The organism is Microbacterium sp. zg.B48 (assembly GCF_024623505.1).
Classification (GTDB): domain Bacteria; phylum Actinomycetota; class Actinomycetes; order Actinomycetales; family Microbacteriaceae; genus Microbacterium.
The window spans coordinates 26,531-48,725 of record NZ_JANJFE010000017.1 but is presented as its reverse complement, the minus strand read 5'-3'; the positions used below and the strand labels follow the sequence as shown (position 1 = coordinate 48,725).

Sequence of the window (22,195 nt, the reverse complement as noted above, 5' to 3'; positions counted from 1 at the left end):
GCGATTTGACGCATGCGGACGCAGTCCGACATAATCGGGCACATGACTGACATCGCGCGTTCTCTGTCCGCCCGGGAGGCGAACGGGACTGCCGGCATGATGGCCGGCCGCGTCGTCATGTGCTGTCGAATGTGTCGCTGACACGGTGACCCCCGCCGGATTCGCGCGCTGCTTCTGAAACGCAGCGCAGAATCCCCGAGTGCTCCGCACGCGCGTCGATCACGCGCAGCCGGATCCCTCGCACCCCAGGCCCACCATCGGGGCCGCTCAGCAGCACAGCCGAACCCGCTCGGAGCCGATGGAGGCCAGGGTTCCGTCGCAAGGACCTCTCATGTCGCACACCGCCCTCCTGGAACGCCCGACGACCGCACGTCATCTCCCCGTCGTCTCTGCGCCCGCCGCCGTCCCGCCCGCTCCGGTCGACTCCGATCCCTCCCCCCGCCACCTGCCGCCGGGAACGGCCCCGCGCGGCTTCGCGCTCTACGTCGGCATCGATGAGGCCAAGGCCGCGGCATCCGGTGTCTCGCTCGGCGTTCTCGTCGACGCCCTGCGCCGGACTCTTGCCGACCTCGCACCGGATGCCGAGACCTATGCGACCGTCGCGCTCGCGCCGGTCGGCGCCGGCGGCCGGGACGTGGACGTGGTGCGCCTGGCCCTGCACGAGCCGTCCGCGATCGCCCGGACCAAGCATGACGAGCCCGTGGACGAAGACCGCTCGCACGGCGGCGTCGTGGTCGACATCTCGCGCAAGCGCGTGCTGATCGACGGGGAATCCGCCGCGTTCACCTTCAAGGAGTTCGAGCTGCTGCAGTACCTCGTGCTGCGCGAGGGACGCACCATCGAGCGGGCCGAGCTGGTCGGCTCGCTCTGGCAGGGCGTGACCGAGGACGACTCACCCGGCGAGCGCACGATCGACGTGCACGTGCGGCGTCTGCGCGCCAAGCTCGGCCGGTACGAGGACATCGTGCGCACGGTGCGCGGCGTGGGCTACCGCTTCGACCGTCACGCCGACGTGTCGATCCGCTACGGTCACGGCACGCCCTCCCCCGACCGCTTCTGAGTTCCCGCCGCCGGCCCCCGCCCCGCGCGCCAGATCCGCTCGCCTGTCACGACACGCCGACGCGGCACGCACATCGCGACAGGCGAACCGCGGAAACCCGCACCCCGCCCCACCAGATCGGCTCGCCTGTCACGACACGCCGACGCGGCACGCAGATCGCGACAGGCGAACGGCGGAAACCCGCACCCCGCCCCGCCAGATCGGCTCCCCTGTCACGACACGCCCACGCGGCACGCACATCGCGACAGGCGAACGAGGGATGTCCGGACCGGGGCGCGACTCACGAACGAGGGATGCCCGGACCGTGGGCGCGACTCGCGAACGGCGGATGTCCGGACCCGCCGCGTACTCTGGCCGCATGACGATCGCGGAGGTCCGGGGCGCACAGCGCACTGACGCCGCGGGACCACTGGAGACGGAGTACCGGCCGCGGCATCCGCTGGATCTCCCCCGGGTCGTGCTGTATCAGCGACACGGCCGCAACGACCCCACGATGCTGGTCTCCGGAGCGGTGATCTGGCGAGCCAGCCGCACCCCGGCGGGCACGGCGACCCTCGCTCTGCGCGAGATGGCCGGCGGCGTGATCCGCGCGGCCGCCTGGGGGGCCGGGGCCGCCTGGGCGCTGGACCAGCTGCCCGCGCTCTGTGGCGCTGAGGACGACCCGGGCGAGTTCGATGCGAGCCGGCATCCCCTGATCGCCTCGGCGCACCATCGCAACCCCGGCGTGCGCATCGGCCGCACGGACCTGTTCTTCGACGCGCTGGCCAGCGCGATCATCGAGCAGAAGATCACCGGCATGCAGGCCTTCGCCGCATGGAGGTGCCTGGTGACCTGGCACGGCGAGCGCGCTCCAGGTCCCACGCCGCGGCCGATGTACGCGCCGCCCAGCATCGACGGATGGCGACGCGTACCCTCCTGGTCCTGGCATCGCGCCGGCCTCGAACCGCCGCAGGCCCGCACCGTGGTGGAAGCTGCTCGACGCGGCGAGGCTCTCGGGCGCGTGTTCTTGTCCGCGACCGATGGTGAGGCGCGCGATCGCGTGCTGATCAGCCAGCGCGGGATCGGCCCCTGGACGTCGGCGGAGACCCGGATCCGCGCGATCGGGGATCCCGATGCGGTGAGTGTCGGCGACTTCCATCTCGCTCACGAAGTCGGCTTCGCCCTGTCGGGAACGCGCGTCGACGACGACGGGATGCTGGAGCTGCTCGCCCCCTGGGCAGGCCAGCGCCAGCGCGTCATCCGGCTCATCGAGGCCAGCGGCGTCCGGGAGCCGCGTCGCGGCCCGCGGCTGCACCCCGAGGACCACCGGGGTCGCTGACCCGTCCGCGGCGGCTGCGGCGGTCCGCGCACGCACCCCATTGCGGATGTCGGAGGCCGCGACGACACTGTGACCTGCCGCGGAACGCCTGCGGTATCCGCCTGACCGAACGCCCCACCGGCCGCCTGGCGATGCTGGACGGGGTTCCGATCGAATGACCCGGCGCTTGCGCGCCCCGACCCGGGAGTAGACATGCCCACCCTGAACCCGTATCTCTCGTTTCAGCGCGAGGCCCGCACCGCGATGGAGTTCTACCAGAGCGTGTTCGGCGGCGACCTCGAGGTCTCGACGTTCGGCGAGTACGAGGGGATGGTGCAGGATCCGAGCGAGAACGACCTCGTCATGCACGCGCAGCTGACCAGTCCCGACGGGATGGTGCTGATGGCTTCGGACACCCCCTCCGGGATGCAGTACACCCCGCCCGCCGGCATCGCAGTCTCGCTCAGCGGCGGCGACGAGCCGCAACTGGAGGGTCTCTGGAACGCACTGGCCGACGGCGGCACCGTCACCATGCCGTTCGAGGTGCCGCCATGGGGAGGACGGTTCGGGATGCTGCGCGACAAATTCGGCATCGAGTGGATGGTCGCGTACAGCCCGCAAGCCTGACCCGCGCCGCAGCCGGCACACCCGTGTTCCGGCCGTAGGCTGAGCGCATGTCTGAACCTCGCAGCGGCTGGCCCAGCGGCCGCGTCCAGTGGCTCCTCGGGACAGTGCTGATCCTCGCCCTCGGCGTGCTGTTCGGCCTGATCTGGGGACAGCTCTGGCTGGGCCTCATCCTGGCGTTCGCGCTGTCGATCGGATGGCTCATCGCCTACGAGTCATGGCGCGGTCGCCATGTCGGGCTGGACGACCCCGACGACAACGGCGCGCAGCTGTAGCGGGGGACCCACCGTGAGGATCGCCGTCGCCGGGGGAACCGGTCACGTGGGCAGTCATGTGGTCTCGCACGCGCGAGCGCGCGGTCACGACGTCGTGCTGCTGACCCGCGGCGCGGGAGTGGATCTGGTGACCGGCGCCGGCCTGACGGAAGCGCTTCGGGGTGCGGATGCCGTGATCGACGTGGTGAACGTCTCGACGCTCGACGCCGACGATTCCGTGCGGTTCTTCGAAACGACCTCGCGCATGCTTCTGAACGCACAGCGACAGGTCGGTGGCGTCGGTCACCATGTCGCCCTGTCGATCGTGGGTGTCGACCGCGCGCCGCACGGCTACTACGCCGGCAAGGCGGCCCAGGAGCGCGTGATCGAGGACGGCGATGCGCCGTGGACGATTCTTCGCGCGACGCAGTTCCACGAGTTCGCCGAGCAGGTCTACCAGCGCGCGAGGATCGGCCCGCTCCACGTCGCGCCGAAGATGCGCACACAGCCGATCGCCGCCCGGGAGGTCGGCGCGCACCTGGTCGCTCTGGCAGAGAGCGCCCCGGCCGGCCGGGCGCCTGATCTCGCCGGGCCGCGAGAAGAGAGGCTGGTGGACATGGTGCGCCGTTTCGCGCGCACGCAGGGGTCGCGAGCCTGGATCCCGGCCATCCCCCTGCCCGGCCCGGCCGGGCGCGCCCAGCGCGATGGTTCACTCCTTCCGGCTCCGGGGGCCCTGCTGGGCACGCAGACGTACACCGAGTGGCTCGCCGAGCTTCCCGTGCGGACAGCCCGAGGACGCTAGCGGCACCCGCGGAGACGCGAACGGACCCGCTCCCTCCCGCCCGCGCTACATCTCCTCGTGCGTATCCGGGTCGGCATCCCACAGCCGCCCGCGTTCGAGCGAGGAGATCGCCTCGACCTCGTCCGGAGTCAGCTCGAAGTCGAACACGTCCGCGTTCTCGCGCTGGCGGTCCGCGTCGGCGGATTTCGGAATCGGTGTGCTGCCCAGCTGCACGTGCCAGCGCAGGACGATCTGAGTGGGGGTGACGCCGTAGATCTCCGCGAGCTCCACCAGCACCTGCTCGTGCAGCAGCTCGGATCTGCGGGCCAACGGACTCCAGCTCTCGGTGCGGATGCCCAACTCGGCGTGGAAGGCCCGCAGCGAGGCCTGCGGGAAATACGGGTGCATCTCGACCTGGTTCACCGCCGGGGTGACACCGGTCTCGTCGACCAGCCGGGTGAGCATCGTCCGGGTGAAGTTGGAGACGCCGAGCGAGCGGATGAGACCTTGCTCGCGCAGGGCGATCATGGCGCGCCAGGTGTCGACATAGCGGTCCACCCGCGGGTTGGGCCAGTGGATCATCGACAGATCTATCCACTCCAGCCCGAGGACGGCCAGTGAGCCGTTCGTGCTCTCGATCGCCTGCTCGTATCCGTGACTGCGGCCGGGGATCTTGGTGGCGACCAGGATCTCCCGGCGATCCACGCCGCTGTCGCGCACCGCCTGCCCCACCTCGCGCTCGTTCTCGTAGTTGACGGCGGTGTCCAGCAGCCGGTACCCCGTCCGGATGGCGGAGACGATGGCGGCTGTGCCGTCCGGTCCGCGAAGCTTGTAGGTTCCGAAGCCGAGCTGAGGGAATTCACTCTGGTCGTTCAGGGTCACGGTGGGGATGGTGAGCATGATTCCATCCTGCCCAGGACGCGCAGCGCTGACCAGCGGAGGCGTGATCCGCTCGCCGCGGTGCCCGGGGCCGTGCCGTGCCCGATCTGGCAGGATCGGAGCATGCAGGCCGGCACGATCGCACTCGCCGTGGACATCGGGGGGACCAAGGTCGATGCCGCACTGGTCGACGCGGACGGTGCGGTTCTGCCCGGCACGCAGCATCGTGCGCCCACCGGACGGGATGCCGCCCGCGACGACATCGCGGAGGCCATCCGCGCCGTCGCCGCAGCCGCCCTCCACGACATCCGGCCGGGTGATCGGCTGAGCGGCATCGGCGTCGGCTCGGCGGGGCCGGTCGACCTGGCCCACGGGTCCATCGCGCCACTGAACCTCCCCGCGATCGCGGATCTGCGGGTCGTGGCGCTGCTGGAGGAGCTGAGCCCCGGCATCCCTGTCCGGCTCGCCCTGGATGGTGCGTGCATCGCGCTGGCCGAGCACTGGCGCGGCGCGGCGGCGGGAGCACGCGGTGCTCTGGCGATGGTGGTCTCCACCGGGATCGGCGGCGGGCTGATCGTCAACGGTGCGCCGGTGACCGGCCTCTCCGGCAATGCCGGGCATATCGGGCAGCTCCGCCTGCTGCCGCGACAGCCGGGCCGGGCTGCCACGGACGGCACGCTGGAGTCGATCGCCTCCGGACCGGCGACCGTCGCGTGGGCTCGCGCCCAGGGATGGCGCGGCAGCACCGGCGAAGAACTGGCGGCCGGCTACGCGGCGGGCGACCCGATCGCCACGGCTGCAGTGCGTCGATCGGCGGCGGCGGTCGGCCAAGCCATCGCCGATGTCACGACGCTGCTGGACCTCGAGGTCGCTGTCGTCGCCGGCGGCTTCGCCCGAGTCGCAGAGGACTACATCGATCTGGTGCGGTCTGCCGTGCGCGATGCTGCGGTGTTCGACTATGCCCGCCGGGTCCGTGTGGAGGCGACCGGTCTGGACGGGGACGGACCTCTGGTCGGCGCGGCCGCGCTCGTTCTGCGCTGACGCGGGCCGGCACCGGGTCCGGGGATCTCCGGCACCATGCCCGCGAAGTGAGCGCGGCTGCGGCGCGCGCCGCTGTTACCGCGTGCCGGCGATCGTGGCCGAGCCGGCCGAGACGGTGACGTCCACGACGTTGCGGGCGCCGGCGTCGGTGCGCAGCTCGTTGTTGAACTCACCCGCCGACACGTCGGAGCGGACATCGTACGCACCCTCGGGCACCCGCAGGTCCAGCGAGCCGGCGCTGACATCGACCGTCACCTCGCGCGGCGATGATCCTGTCAGACGAGCATCGACCGTCCCGGCGCTGACGGAGAACTGCGCCTCCCGCACGTCGGCGAGCTCGATGTCGGCCGCCCCGGCGCTCAGCTCCGCCAGGAGCGTCTGCGCCGATCCGTCCACGGTGAGCCCGCCGGCCCCGATCCGGATGTCGAGGTTCCCGAAGTCGCCGTCGACGGTCAGATCACCGGCGGAAAGATCCAGCACCGCATCCAGGGCCGCGCCTTGGATCTCGCTCGGGAGCGTCAGGGTCGCCTTCACGTCGTCGCCGAAGAAGAGCCACCGCGGCCCGAAGGTGCGCGGTGATGCGACGTTCAGCTCGTCGCCGTCGCGCTCCAGGGTCCACGGCCCGACGCCCCCGCCGCTGGTGACCTCCAGGGTCGCCTCGGTGACCTCGTCGAACTCGATGCGCAGGGCCGCCCCGTCGACGGAGACATCCAGCTCGGTGACGCCGGTCGCGTCGATCGACTGCGCCTCGCTGCGCACGCTCGCTGCGGCGATGGTCGAGAACGTCGCGGAGCCGATCGCGCCGAGCACGACCGCGCCACCGAGGGCGATGGTGAGGATCGCGACGACACGCGAGGCACCGCGCGTCTCGCCGGGCGGCGGCGTGGGGGTCCCGGGCTGCGCGGCCGTCGGCGGAACGGTCGGGACGGTGGGATAGGTCGGGTTCGTCGAGTAGCTCGGATCCGTCGGGTTCGTCGGGGTGCTCATGAGGGTGCTCCTGCCTGCGGCTGTCCGCCGCCGTATTCGAGATGGACGAGCGCTGCGAGCACCCGTCGGTTGCCGGATTCGTCCGGTTCGAGGTCGAGCTTCTGAAAGATCGCGGTGATGTACTTCTCGACGCTGGCCTCGGAGACGAAGAGCGTGGAAGCGATCGCCTGGTTGGATTTCCCCTCGGCGATCAGTGCCAGGGTGGACGCTTCGCGGTCGGTGAGGCGACGCATCCGTTCGTCCTTCGGCCGCCGGCTCAGCAGCTGGGCGACCACTTCCGGGTCGAGCACGGTGGCGCCCTGGCTGATCCGGGTGACCGCGTCGAGGAAATCGGTCACATCCGCGACCCGGTCCTTCAGCAGATAGCCCAGTGCGCCCCCCTGCGCGGTGATCAGGTCGGTGGCATAGCGCTCTTCGACGTATTGGGAGAGCACGACCACCGGAAGCGCGGGATGCTGGGCGCGCAGCCGCAGTGCGGCGCGGATCCCCTCGTCCGTATAGGTGGGCGGCAGTCGGACGTCCAGGATGCACAGGTCCGGCGCGGTGTCCACGACCGTCTGGTCCAGCTGAGTCGCATCCGGCAGCGCCGCGACGACGACGTGATTGGCGTCTTCGAGAAGGCGCACGAGGCCTTCGCGCAGCAGGACCGAGTCCTCGCAGATCAGGATGCGCACGGGACGCTCACCTCCAGCGATGTGGGTCCGCCCTGCGGGCTTTCCAGCCGGACGGTGCCGCGGGCAGCGAGGATCCGGTTCGAGATGCCGTCCAGCCCTCCCCCGGCGATCACCTGTGCGCCGCCGATTCCGTTGTCCTCGACGCGCGCCCAGAGCGTCCCGCCCTCCCGCTGGCGCACGATCACACGGCATTCACTGGCGCGGGAGTGCTTGGCGGCGTTGGTGAGGGTCTCCGCGATGGCGAAATACACGGCGGCTTCGGCGTCGCGGCTGCAGCGCGAGTCCAGCCGTACGTCCAGATGGACCGGGATGTGGGAGCGTCCGGCGAGGGCGGAGAGGGCGGCATCCAGACCTCGGTCATCCAGCACGGACGCGTGGATGCCGCGGGCGAGCTGTCGCAGTTCCGTGATCGCCGCCTTGGTGGAGGTGTGCGCTTCGGCGAGCAGCGCTTTGGCTGCCGCCGGGTCGTCGTCCATCTTCTGCTGGGCCAGGCCGAGGGTCATGCCCACCGACACGAGGCGCGGCTGCACGCCGTCGTGGAGGTCGCGCTCGATGCGCGTGCGTTCCACTTCGGACGCGCGCAGGGCGCCGGCGCGCTGGGCGTCGGAGGTGCGGGCCTGCTCCGTCAGCTGCGCCTCGCGGGTGGGGATCACGATGACGCGCGCCAGCACACCGTGCAGCAGCGCGATGCCCACGACGGCGGCGAGCGCGACGACGGCGGCGAGCACCCCCACCACCGATGCCCAGGCAACGGGCACCTCGAGCCCCGTCGCGGCAAGCCGCACGGCGGCGCTGCGTGCGAACAGCGGAGCGAAGGCGAGGACGATTCCGGACGCGAAGATCGAAAGAAGGGGAAGCACGACGAGGCCGAGGATGCTGGCGATCGCAGCGCTGGCGATCGCCCGCCACATCGACGGGTCGGTGAACTGGTCCCAGACCATCCGCAGGAATCCGCCGAAGCCGGGCCGCGTGCGGGTGCGGGGCCGCAGGCCCGGCAGCCCGAGCGAATAGAGACCGTCGACACGGGCGGTCTCCAGCCAGCCCAGGCCGTAGAGGCCGTAGACGAAGCCGAGCAGCAGCACCAGGCCGATTCCGAGCACGGGCACCAGGCCCAGCCCCACGGCCAGGAGGGTGACCAGCACGGTGAAGACGAGGGGGCCGACCACGCCGAGCGCGGCCAGCTGCGCCACGGCACCGGCTATCCGAAGCGGGGCGGCGAGGGCGGGAGCGCGCTGCGGTATCGGCGCCGGGGCGACGGGTCGCGTCGAGATCTGGGAGGTCATGTCACCACGGTACGGTCGCGTCCGGCCGGCCGCCGCCCGGTCGTCCCGAGTCCTCGTTCGGGTTATCCCGAACGGAGGACTCGGCCGGCGCGGCGGGCCGGGGACCGCACCGTCCGGGACGGACGGGTCACGCCGGGAACGTCTCCTCGACCGGGGCGACGTCGACGGAGACCCGCAGCGTCGAGTTCTGCGCGTCCGTGAAGATGACGCCCTTCACGGGCGGGACGTCACCGTAGTCCCGCCCCCACGCCACGGTGACGTGCCGGTCCGAGACCCACTGGTCGTTGGTCGGATCGAAGGCGAGCCATTGGTCCGACCCGGGCAGCCATGCCGCGACCCACGCGTGCGACGCGTCCGCGCCGACCACACGGGGTCTGCCCGGTGCCGGACGCGTCGCAAGATAGCCGCTGACGTACCTGGCCGCGATGCCGTGACTGCGCAGGCACGCGAGCGCGACGTGCGCGAAGTCCTGGCAGACGCCGGCGCGCTTGTCGAGGACGTCCGCGACCGTGCTCGTGACCGTGGTGGCGGTCTTGTCGTAATCGAAGTCGGCCTTGATGCGATGCATCAGGTCGGTGACCGCCTCGCCGATCGGACGGCCCGGTCGCAGCGAGGATGCTCCGTACTCGTGCGCGGTGCTGACGTGCCTCACCTTGGGCGATTCCAGCGCGAACTCGGTCGCCGCCCACGCGCGCGGCGAGATTCCGGGGTTCACCAGCGGTCGGGAGTGCTCCCATGGTTGGGAGAGCGCTACCGCGTCGTAGTCCGTCGGCTGGACGGTCACCTCACTGGTGGCGTCGATCGTGAGTCGCGTGTGGGGTGCGCTGACGTGGAAGTACGACACGACATTGCCGTAGCAGTCCACATCGTCGGTGATGTCACCGGGCATCGGATCGATCGCGACCGACCGCCCGGTCACCTGCTGCCAGGCCAGCTCGCGGGGTCGCAGGTGTGCCAGACCGAAGCTGCTCGCGACGTCATCGTCGTACGTGTACGTGGTGCGATGGGTGACCCGGTACTTCACCTGCTCACCTCGGTTGCCGGCGCGGCCGGCACTTCGGTCAGAGACAGCGCCGAGAGAGGCCGCGGGTGGGGTCCGCCACCGAAGTGGACGTGCACGATCGCATCGCCGATTCGCTCCAGCTGCGCTCGCGTCTCCCCGAGAAAGGCCTCCAGAGCCGCCCGGCGCCCGTCTTCGGGCACGGCGAGCGCTCGGATGTCGCTCTGCTCGAGCGTCTGCTCGAGCTGTTCGAGGAGCCGTTCCGGTCGGGTCGATCCGGTGGAGCCGGCCAGCTGCGACACGTGGTCCCGTACATGCCCGAGGGCGAAGGTCAGCGAGCGGGGGTTGCCGGCATCGGCGAGCAGCAGTTCGAGCACGTCGGCGGCGCGGACGCCGCCGCGGAATCGACGCCGGTGCGTGACGGAGCTCTCCGAGGCCATCAGCACGCCACCGAGCACGGCGCGCTCCGTGCCCGCGTCGGCCGAGGCGATCGTGGTGGCGGTGAGCAGGGTGCACACCTGCAGCCCACGCTCGAGGTGGCGCCCCGTCTCGATGGCGTGCCAGCCGTCGTCGCGCATCATGTTCGCCGTGACGCCCTGCAAGGACAGGATGCCGCCCAGCATGCGGCTGGCCGACTCGGCGATCTGCGGGCGAGGGGCTGTGCGCAGCGCCCGCATCGCACGGTCGGTGCTCCCGAACGCGCGCCAGGTGTCGCCGGAGAGCTGATCGCGCACCGCCTCGAGCGCATCGCGCAGACGTTCCAAGGAGTGCGCGGCCGAACCCGGACGATCCGCGTCCACCAGAAGTGACCGCTGTTCGAGGTCCGGATCGCTCCAGCGGGTCCCGCCCAGGCGCTGGAGCGCGCGGAACAGTGCCCGCAGTGCCGCGCCGCCCTGCGTGGTGGAGGTGAAGTCGAGCTGCTCCGCGTACGCGCTGACGGTGATCACCAGCCGCACGAGGTCCTCGGCACGCTCGGCGTACCTGCCGGACCAGAACATGTCCTCGACCGCCCGCGGGGACAGGACCGGGACCGCGCGGGAGAGCGGGACGGGAGCGGGTTCGACCATGCCCTGATCCGGCTCGCCCGGTGAAGCCTTGAGCACCCATACATCTTTGGTGGCCAGGCCGGCGGTGGGGCCGTCGACCAGGGTCGCCAAGCCCCCGACCAGCGGGCGGTAGATCGCACCGTCGCGCACGGTGAACGCCCGCAGCACGAGCGGATGGGGCTGCACGCGTCCGGACGCGCGACCGGACGAACCCCAGGCCGGAGCCTGGGACAGCGGCACGCGGGTCTGACCGACGAATCGGTGCGGCGCGGCCAGAATCCGGGCGCGGAGGGATGCCGGATCCAGGGCGGACAGCTCGGCGGCACGCCCGTCGATCTCACGCACGGTCATCTCTCCGCGGTCGTCGGCAACGGCATCCAGCACCCCGGCCAGCCCGTCGGGCTCGCCGCACCACAGCGTGGGCACGGACGGGAGCCGCAGCTGCTCGCCGAGCAGCCGCTCGCAGACGGCCGGCATGAACGGCATCAGCCCGGGGTTCTCCAGCACACCCGCCCCCAGCCCGTTCACGAGGCGCACGTTTCCGCGCCGCACCGCCTCCGTGAGACCGGCGACACCGAGCTGCGAGCCGGCACGCAGCTCCAGCGGGTCGCACCATTCCGCGTCGACGCGGCGCAGGATCACATCCACGCGCTCCTGCGGCTGCTGCTGCGGGAAACCGGCGGGTTTGATCCACACCGATCCTTCCTGCACGACCAGGTCTTCGCCCTGCACCAGGGGGAACCCGAGGATGTTGGCCAGGAAGGCCTGGTCGTATGCGGTCTCCGAATGTGTTCCGGGCGAGAGCACCACGATGCGGGGGTCGGCGAGCCCCGCCGGTGCCGCCTGCAGCAGCGCGGCCCGCAGCGCCGAGAAATACGGCTCCATGCGATGCAGTCCGGCCGCATCGTAGAGCTCGGGCAGCACCCGCGAGAGGACGCGACGGTTCTCCATGGCGTAGCCCAGTCCCGACGGCGCCTGCACCCGGTCGGTCAGGACGTGCCATTCGCCCGCCGCATCGCGGCCCAGATCGGTGCTGGCGAGGATCAGCGGGTTGGGGTCGAACCCGCGCGGGCGCACGATGGGGCGGAGGAATCCGGAGTGGCCGAACACGACCGCGGCGGGGATGACCCCTTCGGCCAGCAGTCGCTGCTCGCCGTAGATGTCGGCCAGCAGCGCGTTGAGCAGCTCGGTCCGCTGCGCCAGTCCGATCTCCAGGCGTCCCCACGTCACCGCATCCAGCACCAACGGCATGGGGTCCAGCTGCCAGGGCTGCGAGCCGGCGTCGCCGCTGCCGTACGTCACGCCGTCATCGGCCAGCAGAGTCGTGATCTCGGTGTCGATCCGGTCCACCTGGGCCGGAGTCAGGTCCACGGCGATCGCCGCCATGCCCCGCCACGCCGGTCGCAGGGCGCCATCGGCCCCCACCACCTCGTCGAACCTCGCGCCGGTGGCGGGCGTGAACGGAAGGGTCGGCTGGGCCAGCCCGGCCGCATAGTCGCGGAGCACGCTCATTGCGTCGCCCTTTCCCGGGAGGGACGTTCGGGCGTGAGCGCGTCCTCGTCGGAGCGACCCGCGGCTGTCAGTGGCACGGGAACACTCTGCCACGCGGGCAGACGTGTCCGATGCCGCGGCGGCGAGTCAGCGGGCGCCGGCGAACGGCGCGACGGAGCCGGCGGTGGCTGTCTCGGCCGCAGCCAGCGCCACCATCACGTCGTCGGTGAGATCGTCGACGTGCTCGAGCCCGATGGACAGACGCACGACGCCCGCCCCGGGCTTGGCCGGGCCGGCCACGGGCCGGTGGGTGAGCGAGGCGGGATGCTGGACGAGCGAGTCGATGCCCCCGAGCGAGACCGCGTGCTCGATGAGTCCGCACGACTCGGTGAAGCGTGCGGCCGCGTCGTACCCGCCGGCGAGTTCCACCGCGATGATCGAGCCCGGTCCCTCCAGTTGGCGGCCGAGGAGTCCCTTCGGGTCCTGCCCGGGCAGCCCAGGGTAGAAGACGCGTGCAACGGCCGTATGGCCGCTGATCCGCTCAGCCAGCGTCTGCGCGGTCTGCTGCTGTGCGCGCACCCGCAGCGGGAGGGTGCGCAGTCCACGGTGCAGCAGGTACGCGGCCATCGGGTGCAGCAGGCCGCCGGTCAGTGCCCGCACCCGTCGCAGCCGTTCCACCCACTCCTGGTCGGTGGCCACGACCCCGCCCATCACGTCGCCGTGCCCGCCGAGGTACTTCGTCGCGCTGTGCAGCACCAGGGCGGCACCATGGCGGGCAGGCTGCTGGAGGACGGGGGTCGCGAACGTGTTGTCCACGAGGACCGGCACCGCGCCGGCCGCGGCGACGACCTCATCCAGATCGAGCAACTCGAGCGTGGGGTTCGCCGGCGTCTCGACGATCACGAGCCCGGTGTCCGCACGCACCGCCGCGGCGATGGTGTCCGGCGACGCCCAGGTGACGGTCGTACCGAGCAGTCCGCTCTCGAGGACGTGATCGGATCCGCCGTACAGTGGCCGGACTGCGACGACATGGCCCCTGCCTGCCGTCACGGATGCGATCAGGCAGGCCGTGAGCGCAGCCATTCCGCTGGCGAACGCGACGGCGCCCTCGGTGGATTCCAGGTCGGCGAGCGCGTCTTCGAAGCGGGCAACGCCCGGCTGCCAGAGCCGCTGATAGACGGCGCTGCGGTCCGATCCGAGGCTCTGCCCAGTGGCGAGCTCCTCGTAGGCCAGACCGCCGCTTTCCACGTCGGGCAGCGGAAACGTGGTCGAGAAGTCGATCGGCGGGACATGCGTCCCGCTTTCGCGCAAGCCCGCCATGCCGGCGTGCACGGCGCGGGTGTCGAACCGGGGGTGCCTCTTGTCCATGCGCCCAGAACAGCAGAGACTTGCAGCATCAGCAATCCGCTCTGAAGGTCGGCGCCTACAACGGCGTCCTCGTCGAAGATGCTGCACCCGAGCCCTGACGGAGGAGCACCATGGCGCAGGTCCTTAACCTCGACAGGACCGACCGCGCGCTGCTGCGCGCGCTGACCGCCAACGCTCGCGCTTCGGGCGCAGCCCTGGCCTCTGCGCTGGGCATCGCCGAGTCAACCGTCTCCCTGCGTCTGCGCAGGCTGCAGACCAGCGGCGTGATCCGGCGCTACCGGGTCGACCTGAATCCGCTGGCGCTGGGCGCCACGGTTCAGGCGCTCATCGCGATCCGGCTCGTCAAGCATGCCCGCGAGGAGATCGAGGCGTTCCGGCGGGCCGCTCCGGGCCTGCCCGGTGTGCTCAGCCTGTTCCACATGGCCGGCGCCGACGACTTCCTGTTGCACGTCATCGCGCGGGACGCGGCCGAGCTCCGGGAGTTCGTGCTCGCCCACCTGACCGGGCATCCCGCCGTGGCGCACACCGAGACGAACCTCATCTTCGAGCACGCCGACGGGGACGGGTGGCAGCAGCTCATCGGCTGACCGGTGCGCGCGCCGGGCCTACTCGGCGTCGCGCAGCAGCTGCTCGCGCACCTCGCGGCGCAGGACCTTGCCGATGAGCGATCGGGGCAGCTCGTCCAGGGCGAAGAACTTCCGCGGAACCTTGTAGCCGGCCAGGTGCTTACGGCAGTATTCGCGCAGCGCATCGGCGTTCAGCTCGCTGCCCTCCCGCAGCACCACGGCGGCGACGACCTCCTCACCGCCCTTGCGCGGCAGCGCCACGACGGCGGCCTCCTCGACGTCCGGGTGCGCGTGCAAGGTCGCCTCGACTTCGGTGGGGGCGACGTTGAACCCTCCGGTGATGATGATCTCCTTGAGCCGGTCGACGACCGTCACGAAGCCGTCCGGCGAGACCGTGACGATGTCTCCGGTGCGCACCCACCCGCCCGGCAGCAGAGCCTCTGCCGTCTCGGTGGGGCGTCGCCAGTAACCCTGGAACACCTGGGGACCGCGAATGAGCAGCTCGCCCGACTCGCCCAGCGGCCGGTCGACGTGCCAGTCGACGGGGTCCACGACGCGGATCTCGGTGCTCGGGAACGGCACTCCGACGGTGCCCGGGCGCCGGGACGGGCCGATCGGGTTCCCGAGGGCGACCGGGGAGGTCTCGGTCATCCCGTAACCCTCGACCAGCAGTCCGCCGGTGGCTTCCTCCCAGCGCTCCACGGTATCGATCGGCAGGCTCATCGCCCCCGATATGGCGAACCGCACGCTGGTCAGATCGATCTTGCCCCGCTCGGCCGAGCGGGCCAGCTGGTCGTAGATCGGCGGTACGGCGGGCAGGAATGTGGGCGGACTCTTCGCCGCGGCATCCGCCACCAGCTTCGCGTCGTACTTGGGGAACAGAACCAGTCGCGCGCCCAGGCTCATCGCGAATGTCAGGCACAGTGTCATGCCGTAGGCGTGGAACAGGGGCAGCACCGCGTAGAAGGTCTCCTCGCCCTCCTTCAGGCCGGGCACCCAGGCGCGGCCCTGCATCGCGTTGGCACGCAGGTTGCGGTGCGTCAGGATCGCCCCTTTGGGCGCTCCGGTGGTGCCGCTGGTGTACTGCAGCAGAGCGATGTCATCCAGCGTGGGGCGCGGATGCCGTTTGCTCAGCCGCCGGCTATCGACGAGTTTCCGCCAGGTCAGCACGCGCCGTGCCTTCGGCGCCGACGTCAGCTGAGCGCGGGAGGCGCGCGCCCGGGGAATCGGCAGACGCAGCGCCATCCGGGTGGGCAGCGGCATCGCCTCGGTGATGTCCACGCTCACGATCCGTTCCAGCTTCAGATCGGACGGGAAGGCCTCGAGCGTGTCGTAGACCTTGTCCCAGGCGATCGCGAAGCGCGCCTGGTGGTCTTCGAATTGGTGCCGCAGCTCCCGCGCGGTGTACAGCGGGTTGTGCTCGACGACGATGGCGCCGAGGCGCAGCACGGCATAGAACGCCACGACGTGCTGCGGGCAGTTGGGCAGCACGAGGGCGACCCGGTCGCCGGGCACGACTCCGAGTCGGCGCAGACCTTCCGCGGCGCGATCGATCTGCTCGCCGAGGTCGCGGTACCCGGTGGTGGCACCGAAGAACTCCAGTGCGGTGCCGCGGCCGTAGCGGGCGATGCTCGCCTCGATCATGTCCGGCAGTGTCTGGGTGACTTCCGTGATGGAATCCGGCACGCCCGGGGCATACGCGGAGAGCCACGGACGGGATGCGTAGGGATTTCGCGAGTCCATTATTCGAGCCTATTACCGGACGCCTCGGGCTACCGTGGACGCATGACGAGCCCGATCGATCCCACATCCACCTCCGCCTGGGCAGCGCTCACCTCCTCCCGCGCGGCATTCACGCCGGATCTGCGCGGCTGGTTCGCCGCTGACCCCGGCCGGGTGGGACGGCTCAGCTTCAGCGTGGGCGACCTGCACGTCGACCTGTCGAAGAATCTCGTCACCGACGAGATCCTGGCCTCGCTGCTCGACCTCGCCGCGCAAACGGGCGTCGCTGAGCGATTCACGGCGATGCTCGCCGGCGAGCACATCAACACCACCGAAGACCGCGCCGTCCTGCACACCGCGCTGCGCCGGCCGGTCGGCGCCTCGCCGGCGCTCGTGGTGGACGGGCAGGACATCGACGGCGACGTCCACGAGGTGCTCACGGGGGTCTACGCCTTCGCGGAGCGCGTGCGATCCGGTCAGTGGCGCGGCGTCACCGGCAAGCGGGTCACACACGTCGTGAACATCGGGATCGGCGGGTCCGATCTCGGACCCGTCATGGTCTACGAGGCGCTCAAGCCCTACGCGGATGCCGGCATCTCCGCCCGTTTCGTGTCCAACATCGATCCCACCGATCTGTCTCAGACGACCGCGGACCTGGACCCCGAGACCACGCTGTTCATCGTCGCCTCCAAGACGTTCACGACCCTCGAGACGCTGACCAACGCGCGGCTGGCCAGAGACTGGCTGTGGACCGGGCTGGTCGCCTCGGGTGCGATCGACGGCAGTGCCCAGTCGAAGACGGATGCTGTCGCGCATCACTTCGTCGCCGTTTCGACCGCGCTGGACAAGGTCGCGGCGTTCGGCATCGACCCGGTCAACTCGTTCGGGTTCTGGGACTGGGTGGGTGGGCGCTACTCGGTGGACTCCGCCATCGGACTCTCTCTTGCCATCACGCTCGGACCGCAGGTCTTCAGCGAGCTGCTCGCGGGGTTCCACGACGTGGACGAGCACATGCGGACCACTCCGCTCGAGTCGAACGTGCCGGTGCTGATGGGGTTGCTCAACGTCTGGTACTCGAACTTCCTCGGCGCGCAGTCCCACGCGGTGCTGCCCTATGCGCAGCAGCTGCATCGCTTCCCGGCGTACCTGCAGCAGCTGACGATGGAATCCAACGGCAAGTCGGTCCGCTGGGACGGCACGCCGGTGACCACCGAGACCGGTGAGGTGTTCTGGGGCGAGCCGGGCACCAACGGCCAGCATGCGTTCTATCAGCTGATCCACCAGGGCACCCGGCTCATCCCCGCGGACTTCATCGCATTCGCCGAGCCCGCGTATCCGCTGGAGGACGACGGCCGCGACGTGCATGGCCTGTTCCTGGCGAACTTCCTCGCGCAGACCAAGGCCCTGGCCTTCGGCAAGACGGCCGACGAAGTCCACGCCGAGGGCACGACGGGCCCGCTCGTGGCGGCGCGAACCTTCGCGGGGAACCGCCCCACCACCTCGATCTTCGCCCCGGCGCTCACCGGGCGCGTGCTCGGTCAGCTCATCGCGCTGTACGAGCACATCACCTTCACGCAAGGCACGATCTGGGGCATCAACTCGTTCGATCAGTGGGGCGTGGAACTGGGCAAACAGCTGGCGCTGCAGATCGCTCCGGCGATCGAGGGCGACCCGGACGCGCTCGCCGCGCAGGATGCGTCCACCCGCGCGCTGCTGGAGTACTACGCCGCGCACCGGCGCCGCTGAAGCGACCGTCTCAGCTGGCGGGCGCCTCAACCGGCGCGGTGAGGCCGTCCAGGAACGCGCGATGACGCAGCAGAAAGGCGCGCTCGTCGAGGCGCTTCCGGCGCAGCCAGCTGGTGACCTCGTCGTTGCTCTTGCTGGCGTTGCAGGAACGACAGGCCGGCACGATGTTCTCCACCGTGTATCGACCTCCTCGCGACAGCGGCAGCACGCAGTCGCGCTGCAGAGCCGCGGCCGCCGCGCCGCAGTATGCGCAGCCGGCCCACGATGCCCGGATCTGCGCCCACTGCTGCGGGGTCAGATCGTTGTCCGCGGCATCCATCCGCCGTTTCCGCCGACGCGCGGCACGCGCGCGACGGGACTGGGAGACGGCCATGCTCGCCAGCGTAGGCCGAGCGGATGCCGCCACCCGCGCGACGCGGCGGTCAGAGCCTCTTCACCACCGTGAACAGGATGACCGAATCCTCGACCGCCTCGAGCGAGTGCAGACCGTCTGGAACGGTCAGCAGATCTCCGACGGAGCCGTTCCACGAGGCGTCTGCGAATCTCAGCAGCACCCGTCCGGTGAGCACCTGCACCGTCGCCTCGCCGGGATTCTCATGCTCCGAGAGCGCCTCGCCCGCGCGCAAGGCCATCACGGTCTGCCGCAGCCGGCGCTCATGCCCGCCCACCACCGTCTTCGCGCTGCGACCGCTCGGCGCTTCCAGCGCGTGTCCGAGCTCGTGCCGGGCGAGGGCGATCAACGACGTCTTCAGCATGTGCGGACCCCTTCTCGAGGTCACCCGCGCCGGCATGCGCGCCCGGCGGGACAGCGACATCTCGTTCCGCGGACACGGAGGCCGCGGATGCACCCCACGGTAGTCCCCCCGGCCGGTCCCAGCCACGATCACCGGTCTGCATCGACGTGGCCCGAAGCGGGCGGATCGGCACCTCGCGCGCACCCCCGCACCGTGCTGATCAGGACTTTCCCGCGGAGCCGTTCTCACGGTTCTGCCAGCGGGCGCGGAGGTTTCGTCCAGACCGGGAGAGCAGAGTGGAGGTTTCGCGCCCGACCCGAGGGCGCATGGGCCGCTGCGTCGGCCGCTGATCCCCAAGGAAGCCCTTCTCTCCCCATGCTCCACCCGAAGCAAGTTCGCCGTGCCCGCCGTCCGCTCCTCACCCCTCGCGCCACCGCCCTCGGCGTCGCGCTCGCCCTTGTCGCCGGGGCCGGTATCACCACCGCTCTGCCCGCAGCTGCGCTCACACCGGCCGTGGCCGCAGTCGCCCCCGAGGGCGCGGCAGCGGAGACCCTGCGCGAGATCTCGACGGACGCGCACGGGACGCTCGGTGCCGCACGCGCGGTGCTGGCGACGACCGGCACGGTGACGGCCGACATCGCGGCATCGGGCCTTGACCTCGGCGTGGACTCCACGATCATCAACACCGCCGCCCTGCGCGCGGACATCGATCGGCTGTCCGCGCTGAACATCGTCCCGGCGCTGATGCTTCCCGGACTCACCGCGGAGACCGCCGCCGAGACGCGCGAGGTGCGCGCCGAGGTGTCCGAGCTGCGCGATCGTCTCGAAGCGGCGCAGGCGCAGAAGGCGGCCGAAGAAGCGGCTGCCGCCGCCGCGGCCGCGGCACAGCGGGCAGCCGAGGAAGCCGCCGCCGAGGCGCAGCGTCAGGCCGAGGCCGCCGCCGCCGCGCGCGCCGCGGCCAACACCCCCGACGGCGCGAAGGTCATCGCTCAGCAGATGGCCTCCGCCACCTACGGCTGGGGAGGGGACCAGTTCTCCTGCCTCGTCTCGCTCTGGGACAAGGAATCGGGCTGGAACTACCAGGCGTACAACGACTCCAGCGGCGCCACCGGCATCCCGCAGTCGCTGCCGGGCAGCAAGATGGCCAGCGCCGGCTCGGACTGGCAGACCAACGCGGTGACCCAGATCGCGTGGGGCCTCGGCTACATCGACGCGGTGTACGGCTCGCCGTGCAGCGCGTGGGGCCACTCGCAGTCCACCGACTGGTACTGATCCCGCCTGAACCGAGGCCGCGGGCAGTCAGGGGTTCCCGATCGTCCACAGCAGACAGACCGCCGCGGCCTGCAGCGTCAGACAGGCCGCGACGCACCACCACTGACGTCGGCGCGACTGCGACAGCCGACCGTCCGCCAGCAGCGGACTGAGGGGCAGCACCAGCCGGAACAGGCTCTGGGTGGGCAGGAACACGGCCAACAGGTATAGGACGTAGCTCAGCGCGAACGCGACGATCTCCAGGCCCAGCGCGCGCACCGGCGCGGAGAGGATCCACCGGAAGACTGCGAACAGCGCGCACAGCGCCAAAACGACGCCCACCACCCCGAGCCAGGTCCAGGCCATGACCAGGCCGGGCGTGAGCGGAAGGAGATCGGCGTCGCCGAGGAACGGGACCCACCACGCCATTTCGGTCCGGACGTAGGCCCCCGGCTCCCCCGTCACGACCGCGGCGACGACCGGCCACATCAGGCCGGCGATGGCGGTCACCGCACCCGAAACGGCCAGCCCGGTGAGCTGCGATCGGGGTAGCGGATCCTGCGCCCGCAGCATCCATCGCGCCAGCAGCAGGATGCCCAGCGCCAATGCCAGCGCGACCGCCCCGGGCCGCGTGAACGCCGCGATGGCGCCGATCGGTGCGATCCACAGGTATCTGCGGCGCACGGCGAGCAGGAGGGCGGAGAAGATGAGCAGAAGGTAGAGCGATTCGGCGTAGCCGATCACGAAGACGAACGACAGCGGGCCGAGACAGAACAGCACGACGGCCCACCACGACGCGCCGGGCGCGGTGACGCTCCGCAGCAGCGCATACAGCACCACCGTGGCGCCCGCCGAGGCGCCCACGCTGATCAGCACGCCCGCGAGGTGCCAGGAGATGCCGGCCGCGTCGGACAAGGCGCGCTCCAGGAACGGGAACACCGGCAGGAACGCCCAGTTGTTGCGTTGGATATCGCCCTCGAGGTCGACAGGGAGCACGACGGGGTAGCCCTGGGTGGCGATGACACCGTAACGGTCCGCGTCCCACCCGGTCAGGAAGCGCAGGAATGTGGACACCGGCTCGCTGTCGGGCCCGAAGGTCCACTTCCCCGCTCTGGCGAGCTGGAAGGCCGCCCACAGGAAGGCGAGATTCACCGCACGGCCGATGGCCCACAGCAGCAGCACCGGCCAGGCCCAGCCGCGGGACAGGGGAACCTGCTCACGACGTGGGGCCAGCAACTGCGAAGCCGCGACGCGCAGGCGGATCCGCCAGCGGGCCAGAGTGGCCGATCCGCGCTGAAGCCTGTCCGGGGCGTAGGTCACGTCGCGTCCTCGGTGCTCAGCGGCCGCGGGTGGCCGGGGTCATGGTGTCCTCTCGTCGGGTCGCTCGCCGATAAGGGTCCGCTGCCGGAGAGCGACGCACAAAGGGGTTGACGGCACCGCGCTCGGCTGGCACGACCGTCGCGTCCGCCGCGACACGGAATCGCCATGTCGGTGCGTGGGCCCGGGCATCAACCCGGATAGCGCGGCGTCAGTCCCCCGGTGTCGCGGCGGAGTCCTCCGGCGAGCGCTCGCCGGCATCCGACTCGGCCGCCGCGGCATCCTCTCTCACCTCATCGGTGACGGCGTCGGTGGGCGGGGCATCGTCGGCACGGGCGTCGTCGGCGTGTCTGGTGTGCGGCGTGGGATCGCTCATGGGTTCTTCCTCTCGTCGCCGCCATTCTGGCCAGCACCGCGGACGCCCGGTGCCCGGTTGACAGCACCGATGCGCGCGCGTAGGCGGTCGCCGCCTGTCGGCAGGCCGCGACCGGGTGCCGAGCCGCCGTGCTCGCCCGCCGTCCGTCGCCGGACTCGGGTGCCGGCCGCGTCGTGCCACTGCCCTCAGGCGGGCTCCTCCGCGGCGGCGACCGCGCCAAGGCCGAGGTGGCGGCGCAGGGCGGTGGAGACGTCGGCGACCTCGGCGAGCTGCTCGGGGGTCAACGCCTCCAGGAACAACTCCCGCACGGCCTGCAGGTGCGGGACGGATGCCGCGCGGAAAGCCTCGCGGCCCGATTCGGTCGCGCTCACCTCGACACCGTGCACGTCGTCAGCGCAGGGGACCCTGCGGATCAGCCGACGCTTCTCCATCCGTCCGAGGTGATGCGAGAGACGGCTGCGCTCCCAGTCGATCAGCGCCGCCAGTGCGGAGGACCGCAGCGTCTGCTGCGGTGCCTCGGTCAGAGCGAGCAGGACCTGGTAGTCGCCGGCCGACAACGACGACCGGCTCTGCAGGCGGCTGCCCAGGCGCGTGCGCAGAATGTCCGCCGTCTCGACGTAGTCGCGCCAGATGCGCAATTGCTCGCGCGTGGGCATCGTCCGACGGTTCTGGACCATCTTGTCTCCTCGGGAATTGAT

The 22,195-nt window shown here is 71.0% G+C and carries 22 protein-coding genes; 9 read left to right on the top strand and 13 right to left on the bottom strand.

Going from position 1 to position 22,195, the window contains the following annotated elements:
• The first annotated feature begins 331 nt into the window (after nucleotides 1–331).
• The 5 genes from NQ152_RS13585 to NQ152_RS13565 all read left to right on the top strand — a co-directional run bounded on the left by NQ152_RS13585 (nucleotide 332) and on the right by NQ152_RS13565 (nucleotide 4,037).
• Nucleotides 332–1,060, top strand: a complete 729-nt coding sequence (locus NQ152_RS13585; RefSeq protein ID WP_257524391.1) for a winged helix-turn-helix domain-containing protein — start codon at nucleotides 332–334, stop codon at nucleotides 1,058–1,060.
• Between the two features lie 358 nt (nucleotides 1,061–1,418).
• The gene (locus tag NQ152_RS13580; RefSeq protein ID WP_257524390.1) at nucleotides 1,419–2,378 is read left to right on the top strand and encodes a DNA-3-methyladenine glycosylase; all 960 of its coding nucleotides are present in this window, start codon (nucleotides 1,419–1,421) and stop codon (nucleotides 2,376–2,378) included.
• 192 nt (nucleotides 2,379–2,570) lie between these two features.
• The gene (locus NQ152_RS13575; protein WP_257503551.1) at nucleotides 2,571–2,984 is read left to right on the top strand and encodes a VOC family protein; all 414 of its coding nucleotides are present in this window, start codon (nucleotides 2,571–2,573) and stop codon (nucleotides 2,982–2,984) included.
• Between the two features lie 47 nt (nucleotides 2,985–3,031).
• On the top strand, nucleotides 3,032–3,256 hold the full coding sequence (locus tag NQ152_RS13570; protein ID WP_257503552.1) for a hypothetical protein: 225 nt from the start codon (nucleotides 3,032–3,034) through the stop codon (nucleotides 3,254–3,256).
• A gap of 13 nt (nucleotides 3,257–3,269) precedes the next feature.
• Nucleotides 3,270–4,037 (top strand): SDR family oxidoreductase, encoded by a 768-nt coding sequence (locus NQ152_RS13565; protein ID WP_257524389.1) that lies wholly within the window; start codon nucleotides 3,270–3,272, stop codon nucleotides 4,035–4,037.
• A gap of 45 nt (nucleotides 4,038–4,082) precedes the next feature.
• On the opposite strand, the gene NQ152_RS13560 is transcribed toward NQ152_RS13565, so the two are convergent.
• A complete protein-coding gene (locus NQ152_RS13560) occupies nucleotides 4,083–4,916 on the bottom strand; it encodes an aldo/keto reductase (protein ID WP_257503554.1) in 834 nt (277 codons plus the stop codon).
• Between the two features lie 102 nt (nucleotides 4,917–5,018).
• On the opposite strand from NQ152_RS13560, the gene NQ152_RS13555 reads away from it, so the two are divergent.
• Nucleotides 5,019–5,936 carry an ROK family protein gene (locus NQ152_RS13555; RefSeq protein ID WP_257524388.1) on the top strand — a complete coding sequence of 306 codons (918 nt, stop codon included), beginning with the start codon at nucleotides 5,019–5,021 and terminating at the stop codon, nucleotides 5,934–5,936.
• A 75-nt stretch (nucleotides 5,937–6,011) separates the two neighbouring features.
• Here the strand turns inward: NQ152_RS13555 and NQ152_RS13550 are convergent, their stop codons facing one another.
• The 6 genes from NQ152_RS13550 to NQ152_RS13525 all read right to left on the bottom strand — a co-directional run bounded on the left by NQ152_RS13550 (nucleotide 6,012) and on the right by NQ152_RS13525 (nucleotide 13,785).
• The gene (locus NQ152_RS13550) at nucleotides 6,012–6,923 is read right to left on the bottom strand and encodes a DUF4097 domain-containing protein (protein WP_257524387.1); all 912 of its coding nucleotides are present in this window, start codon (nucleotides 6,921–6,923) and stop codon (nucleotides 6,012–6,014) included.
• A complete protein-coding gene (locus NQ152_RS13545) occupies nucleotides 6,920–7,597 on the bottom strand; it encodes a response regulator transcription factor (protein WP_257503557.1) in 678 nt (225 codons plus the stop codon). The genes NQ152_RS13550 and NQ152_RS13545 overlap by 4 nt, the downstream gene beginning before the upstream one ends.
• Entirely contained in the window at nucleotides 7,585–8,880 is a 1,296-nt protein-coding gene (locus NQ152_RS13540) for a histidine kinase (RefSeq protein ID WP_257503558.1), read from the bottom strand. Before NQ152_RS13540 ends, NQ152_RS13545 begins: the two co-directional genes overlap by 13 nt.
• A gap of 127 nt (nucleotides 8,881–9,007) precedes the next feature.
• Nucleotides 9,008–9,904, bottom strand: coding sequence for a transglutaminase family protein (locus NQ152_RS17300; RefSeq protein ID WP_257524386.1), 897 nt, complete (start codon nucleotides 9,902–9,904; stop codon nucleotides 9,008–9,010).
• On the bottom strand, nucleotides 9,901–12,438 hold the full coding sequence (locus NQ152_RS13530; protein WP_257524385.1) for a circularly permuted type 2 ATP-grasp protein: 2,538 nt from the start codon (nucleotides 12,436–12,438) through the stop codon (nucleotides 9,901–9,903). The genes NQ152_RS17300 and NQ152_RS13530 overlap by 4 nt, the downstream gene beginning before the upstream one ends.
• Nucleotides 12,439–12,564: 126 nt before the next feature.
• On the bottom strand, nucleotides 12,565–13,785 hold the full coding sequence (locus NQ152_RS13525) for a PLP-dependent aspartate aminotransferase family protein (RefSeq protein ID WP_257524384.1): 1,221 nt from the start codon (nucleotides 13,783–13,785) through the stop codon (nucleotides 12,565–12,567).
• Between the two features lie 110 nt (nucleotides 13,786–13,895).
• On the opposite strand from NQ152_RS13525, the gene NQ152_RS13520 reads away from it, so the two are divergent.
• On the top strand, nucleotides 13,896–14,372 hold the full coding sequence (locus NQ152_RS13520; RefSeq protein WP_257503562.1) for an Lrp/AsnC family transcriptional regulator: 477 nt from the start codon (nucleotides 13,896–13,898) through the stop codon (nucleotides 14,370–14,372).
• A gap of 18 nt (nucleotides 14,373–14,390) precedes the next feature.
• Here NQ152_RS13520 and NQ152_RS13515 read toward each other — a convergent pair whose 3' ends face one another.
• Nucleotides 14,391–16,094, bottom strand: a complete 1,704-nt coding sequence (locus NQ152_RS13515) for a long-chain-fatty-acid--CoA ligase (protein ID WP_257524383.1) — start codon at nucleotides 16,092–16,094, stop codon at nucleotides 14,391–14,393.
• A gap of 42 nt (nucleotides 16,095–16,136) precedes the next feature.
• On the opposite strand from NQ152_RS13515, the gene pgi reads away from it, so the two are divergent.
• Nucleotides 16,137–17,819, top strand: a complete 1,683-nt coding sequence (gene pgi / locus NQ152_RS13510) for a glucose-6-phosphate isomerase (protein WP_257503564.1) — start codon at nucleotides 16,137–16,139, stop codon at nucleotides 17,817–17,819.
• A 10-nt stretch (nucleotides 17,820–17,829) separates the two neighbouring features.
• Here the strand turns inward: pgi and NQ152_RS13505 are convergent, their stop codons facing one another.
• Complete coding sequence (locus NQ152_RS13505; protein WP_374113595.1) at nucleotides 17,830–18,138, bottom strand: HNH endonuclease; 309 nt, start codon at nucleotides 18,136–18,138, stop codon at nucleotides 17,830–17,832.
• 103 nt (nucleotides 18,139–18,241) lie between these two features.
• Nucleotides 18,242–18,574 (bottom strand): cupin domain-containing protein, encoded by a 333-nt coding sequence (locus NQ152_RS13500; protein WP_257503566.1) that lies wholly within the window; start codon nucleotides 18,572–18,574, stop codon nucleotides 18,242–18,244.
• A gap of 354 nt (nucleotides 18,575–18,928) precedes the next feature.
• On the opposite strand from NQ152_RS13500, the gene NQ152_RS13495 reads away from it, so the two are divergent.
• Complete coding sequence (locus tag NQ152_RS13495; protein WP_257524382.1) at nucleotides 18,929–19,825, top strand: phospholipase; 897 nt, start codon at nucleotides 18,929–18,931, stop codon at nucleotides 19,823–19,825.
• A 27-nt stretch (nucleotides 19,826–19,852) separates the two neighbouring features.
• Here NQ152_RS13495 and NQ152_RS13490 read toward each other — a convergent pair whose 3' ends face one another.
• The 3 genes from NQ152_RS13490 to NQ152_RS13480 all read right to left on the bottom strand — a co-directional run bounded on the left by NQ152_RS13490 (nucleotide 19,853) and on the right by NQ152_RS13480 (nucleotide 22,174).
• A complete protein-coding gene (locus tag NQ152_RS13490; protein ID WP_257524381.1) occupies nucleotides 19,853–21,124 on the bottom strand; it encodes a hypothetical protein in 1,272 nt (423 codons plus the stop codon).
• Nucleotides 21,125–21,332: 208 nt separating this feature from the next.
• Nucleotides 21,333–21,497 (bottom strand): hypothetical protein, encoded by a 165-nt coding sequence (locus NQ152_RS13485; RefSeq protein ID WP_257524380.1) that lies wholly within the window; start codon nucleotides 21,495–21,497, stop codon nucleotides 21,333–21,335.
• Nucleotides 21,498–21,682: 185 nt separating this feature from the next.
• On the bottom strand, nucleotides 21,683–22,174 hold the full coding sequence (locus tag NQ152_RS13480) for a MarR family winged helix-turn-helix transcriptional regulator (RefSeq protein ID WP_257524379.1): 492 nt from the start codon (nucleotides 22,172–22,174) through the stop codon (nucleotides 21,683–21,685).
• Nucleotides 22,175–22,195 lie beyond the last annotated feature (21 nt).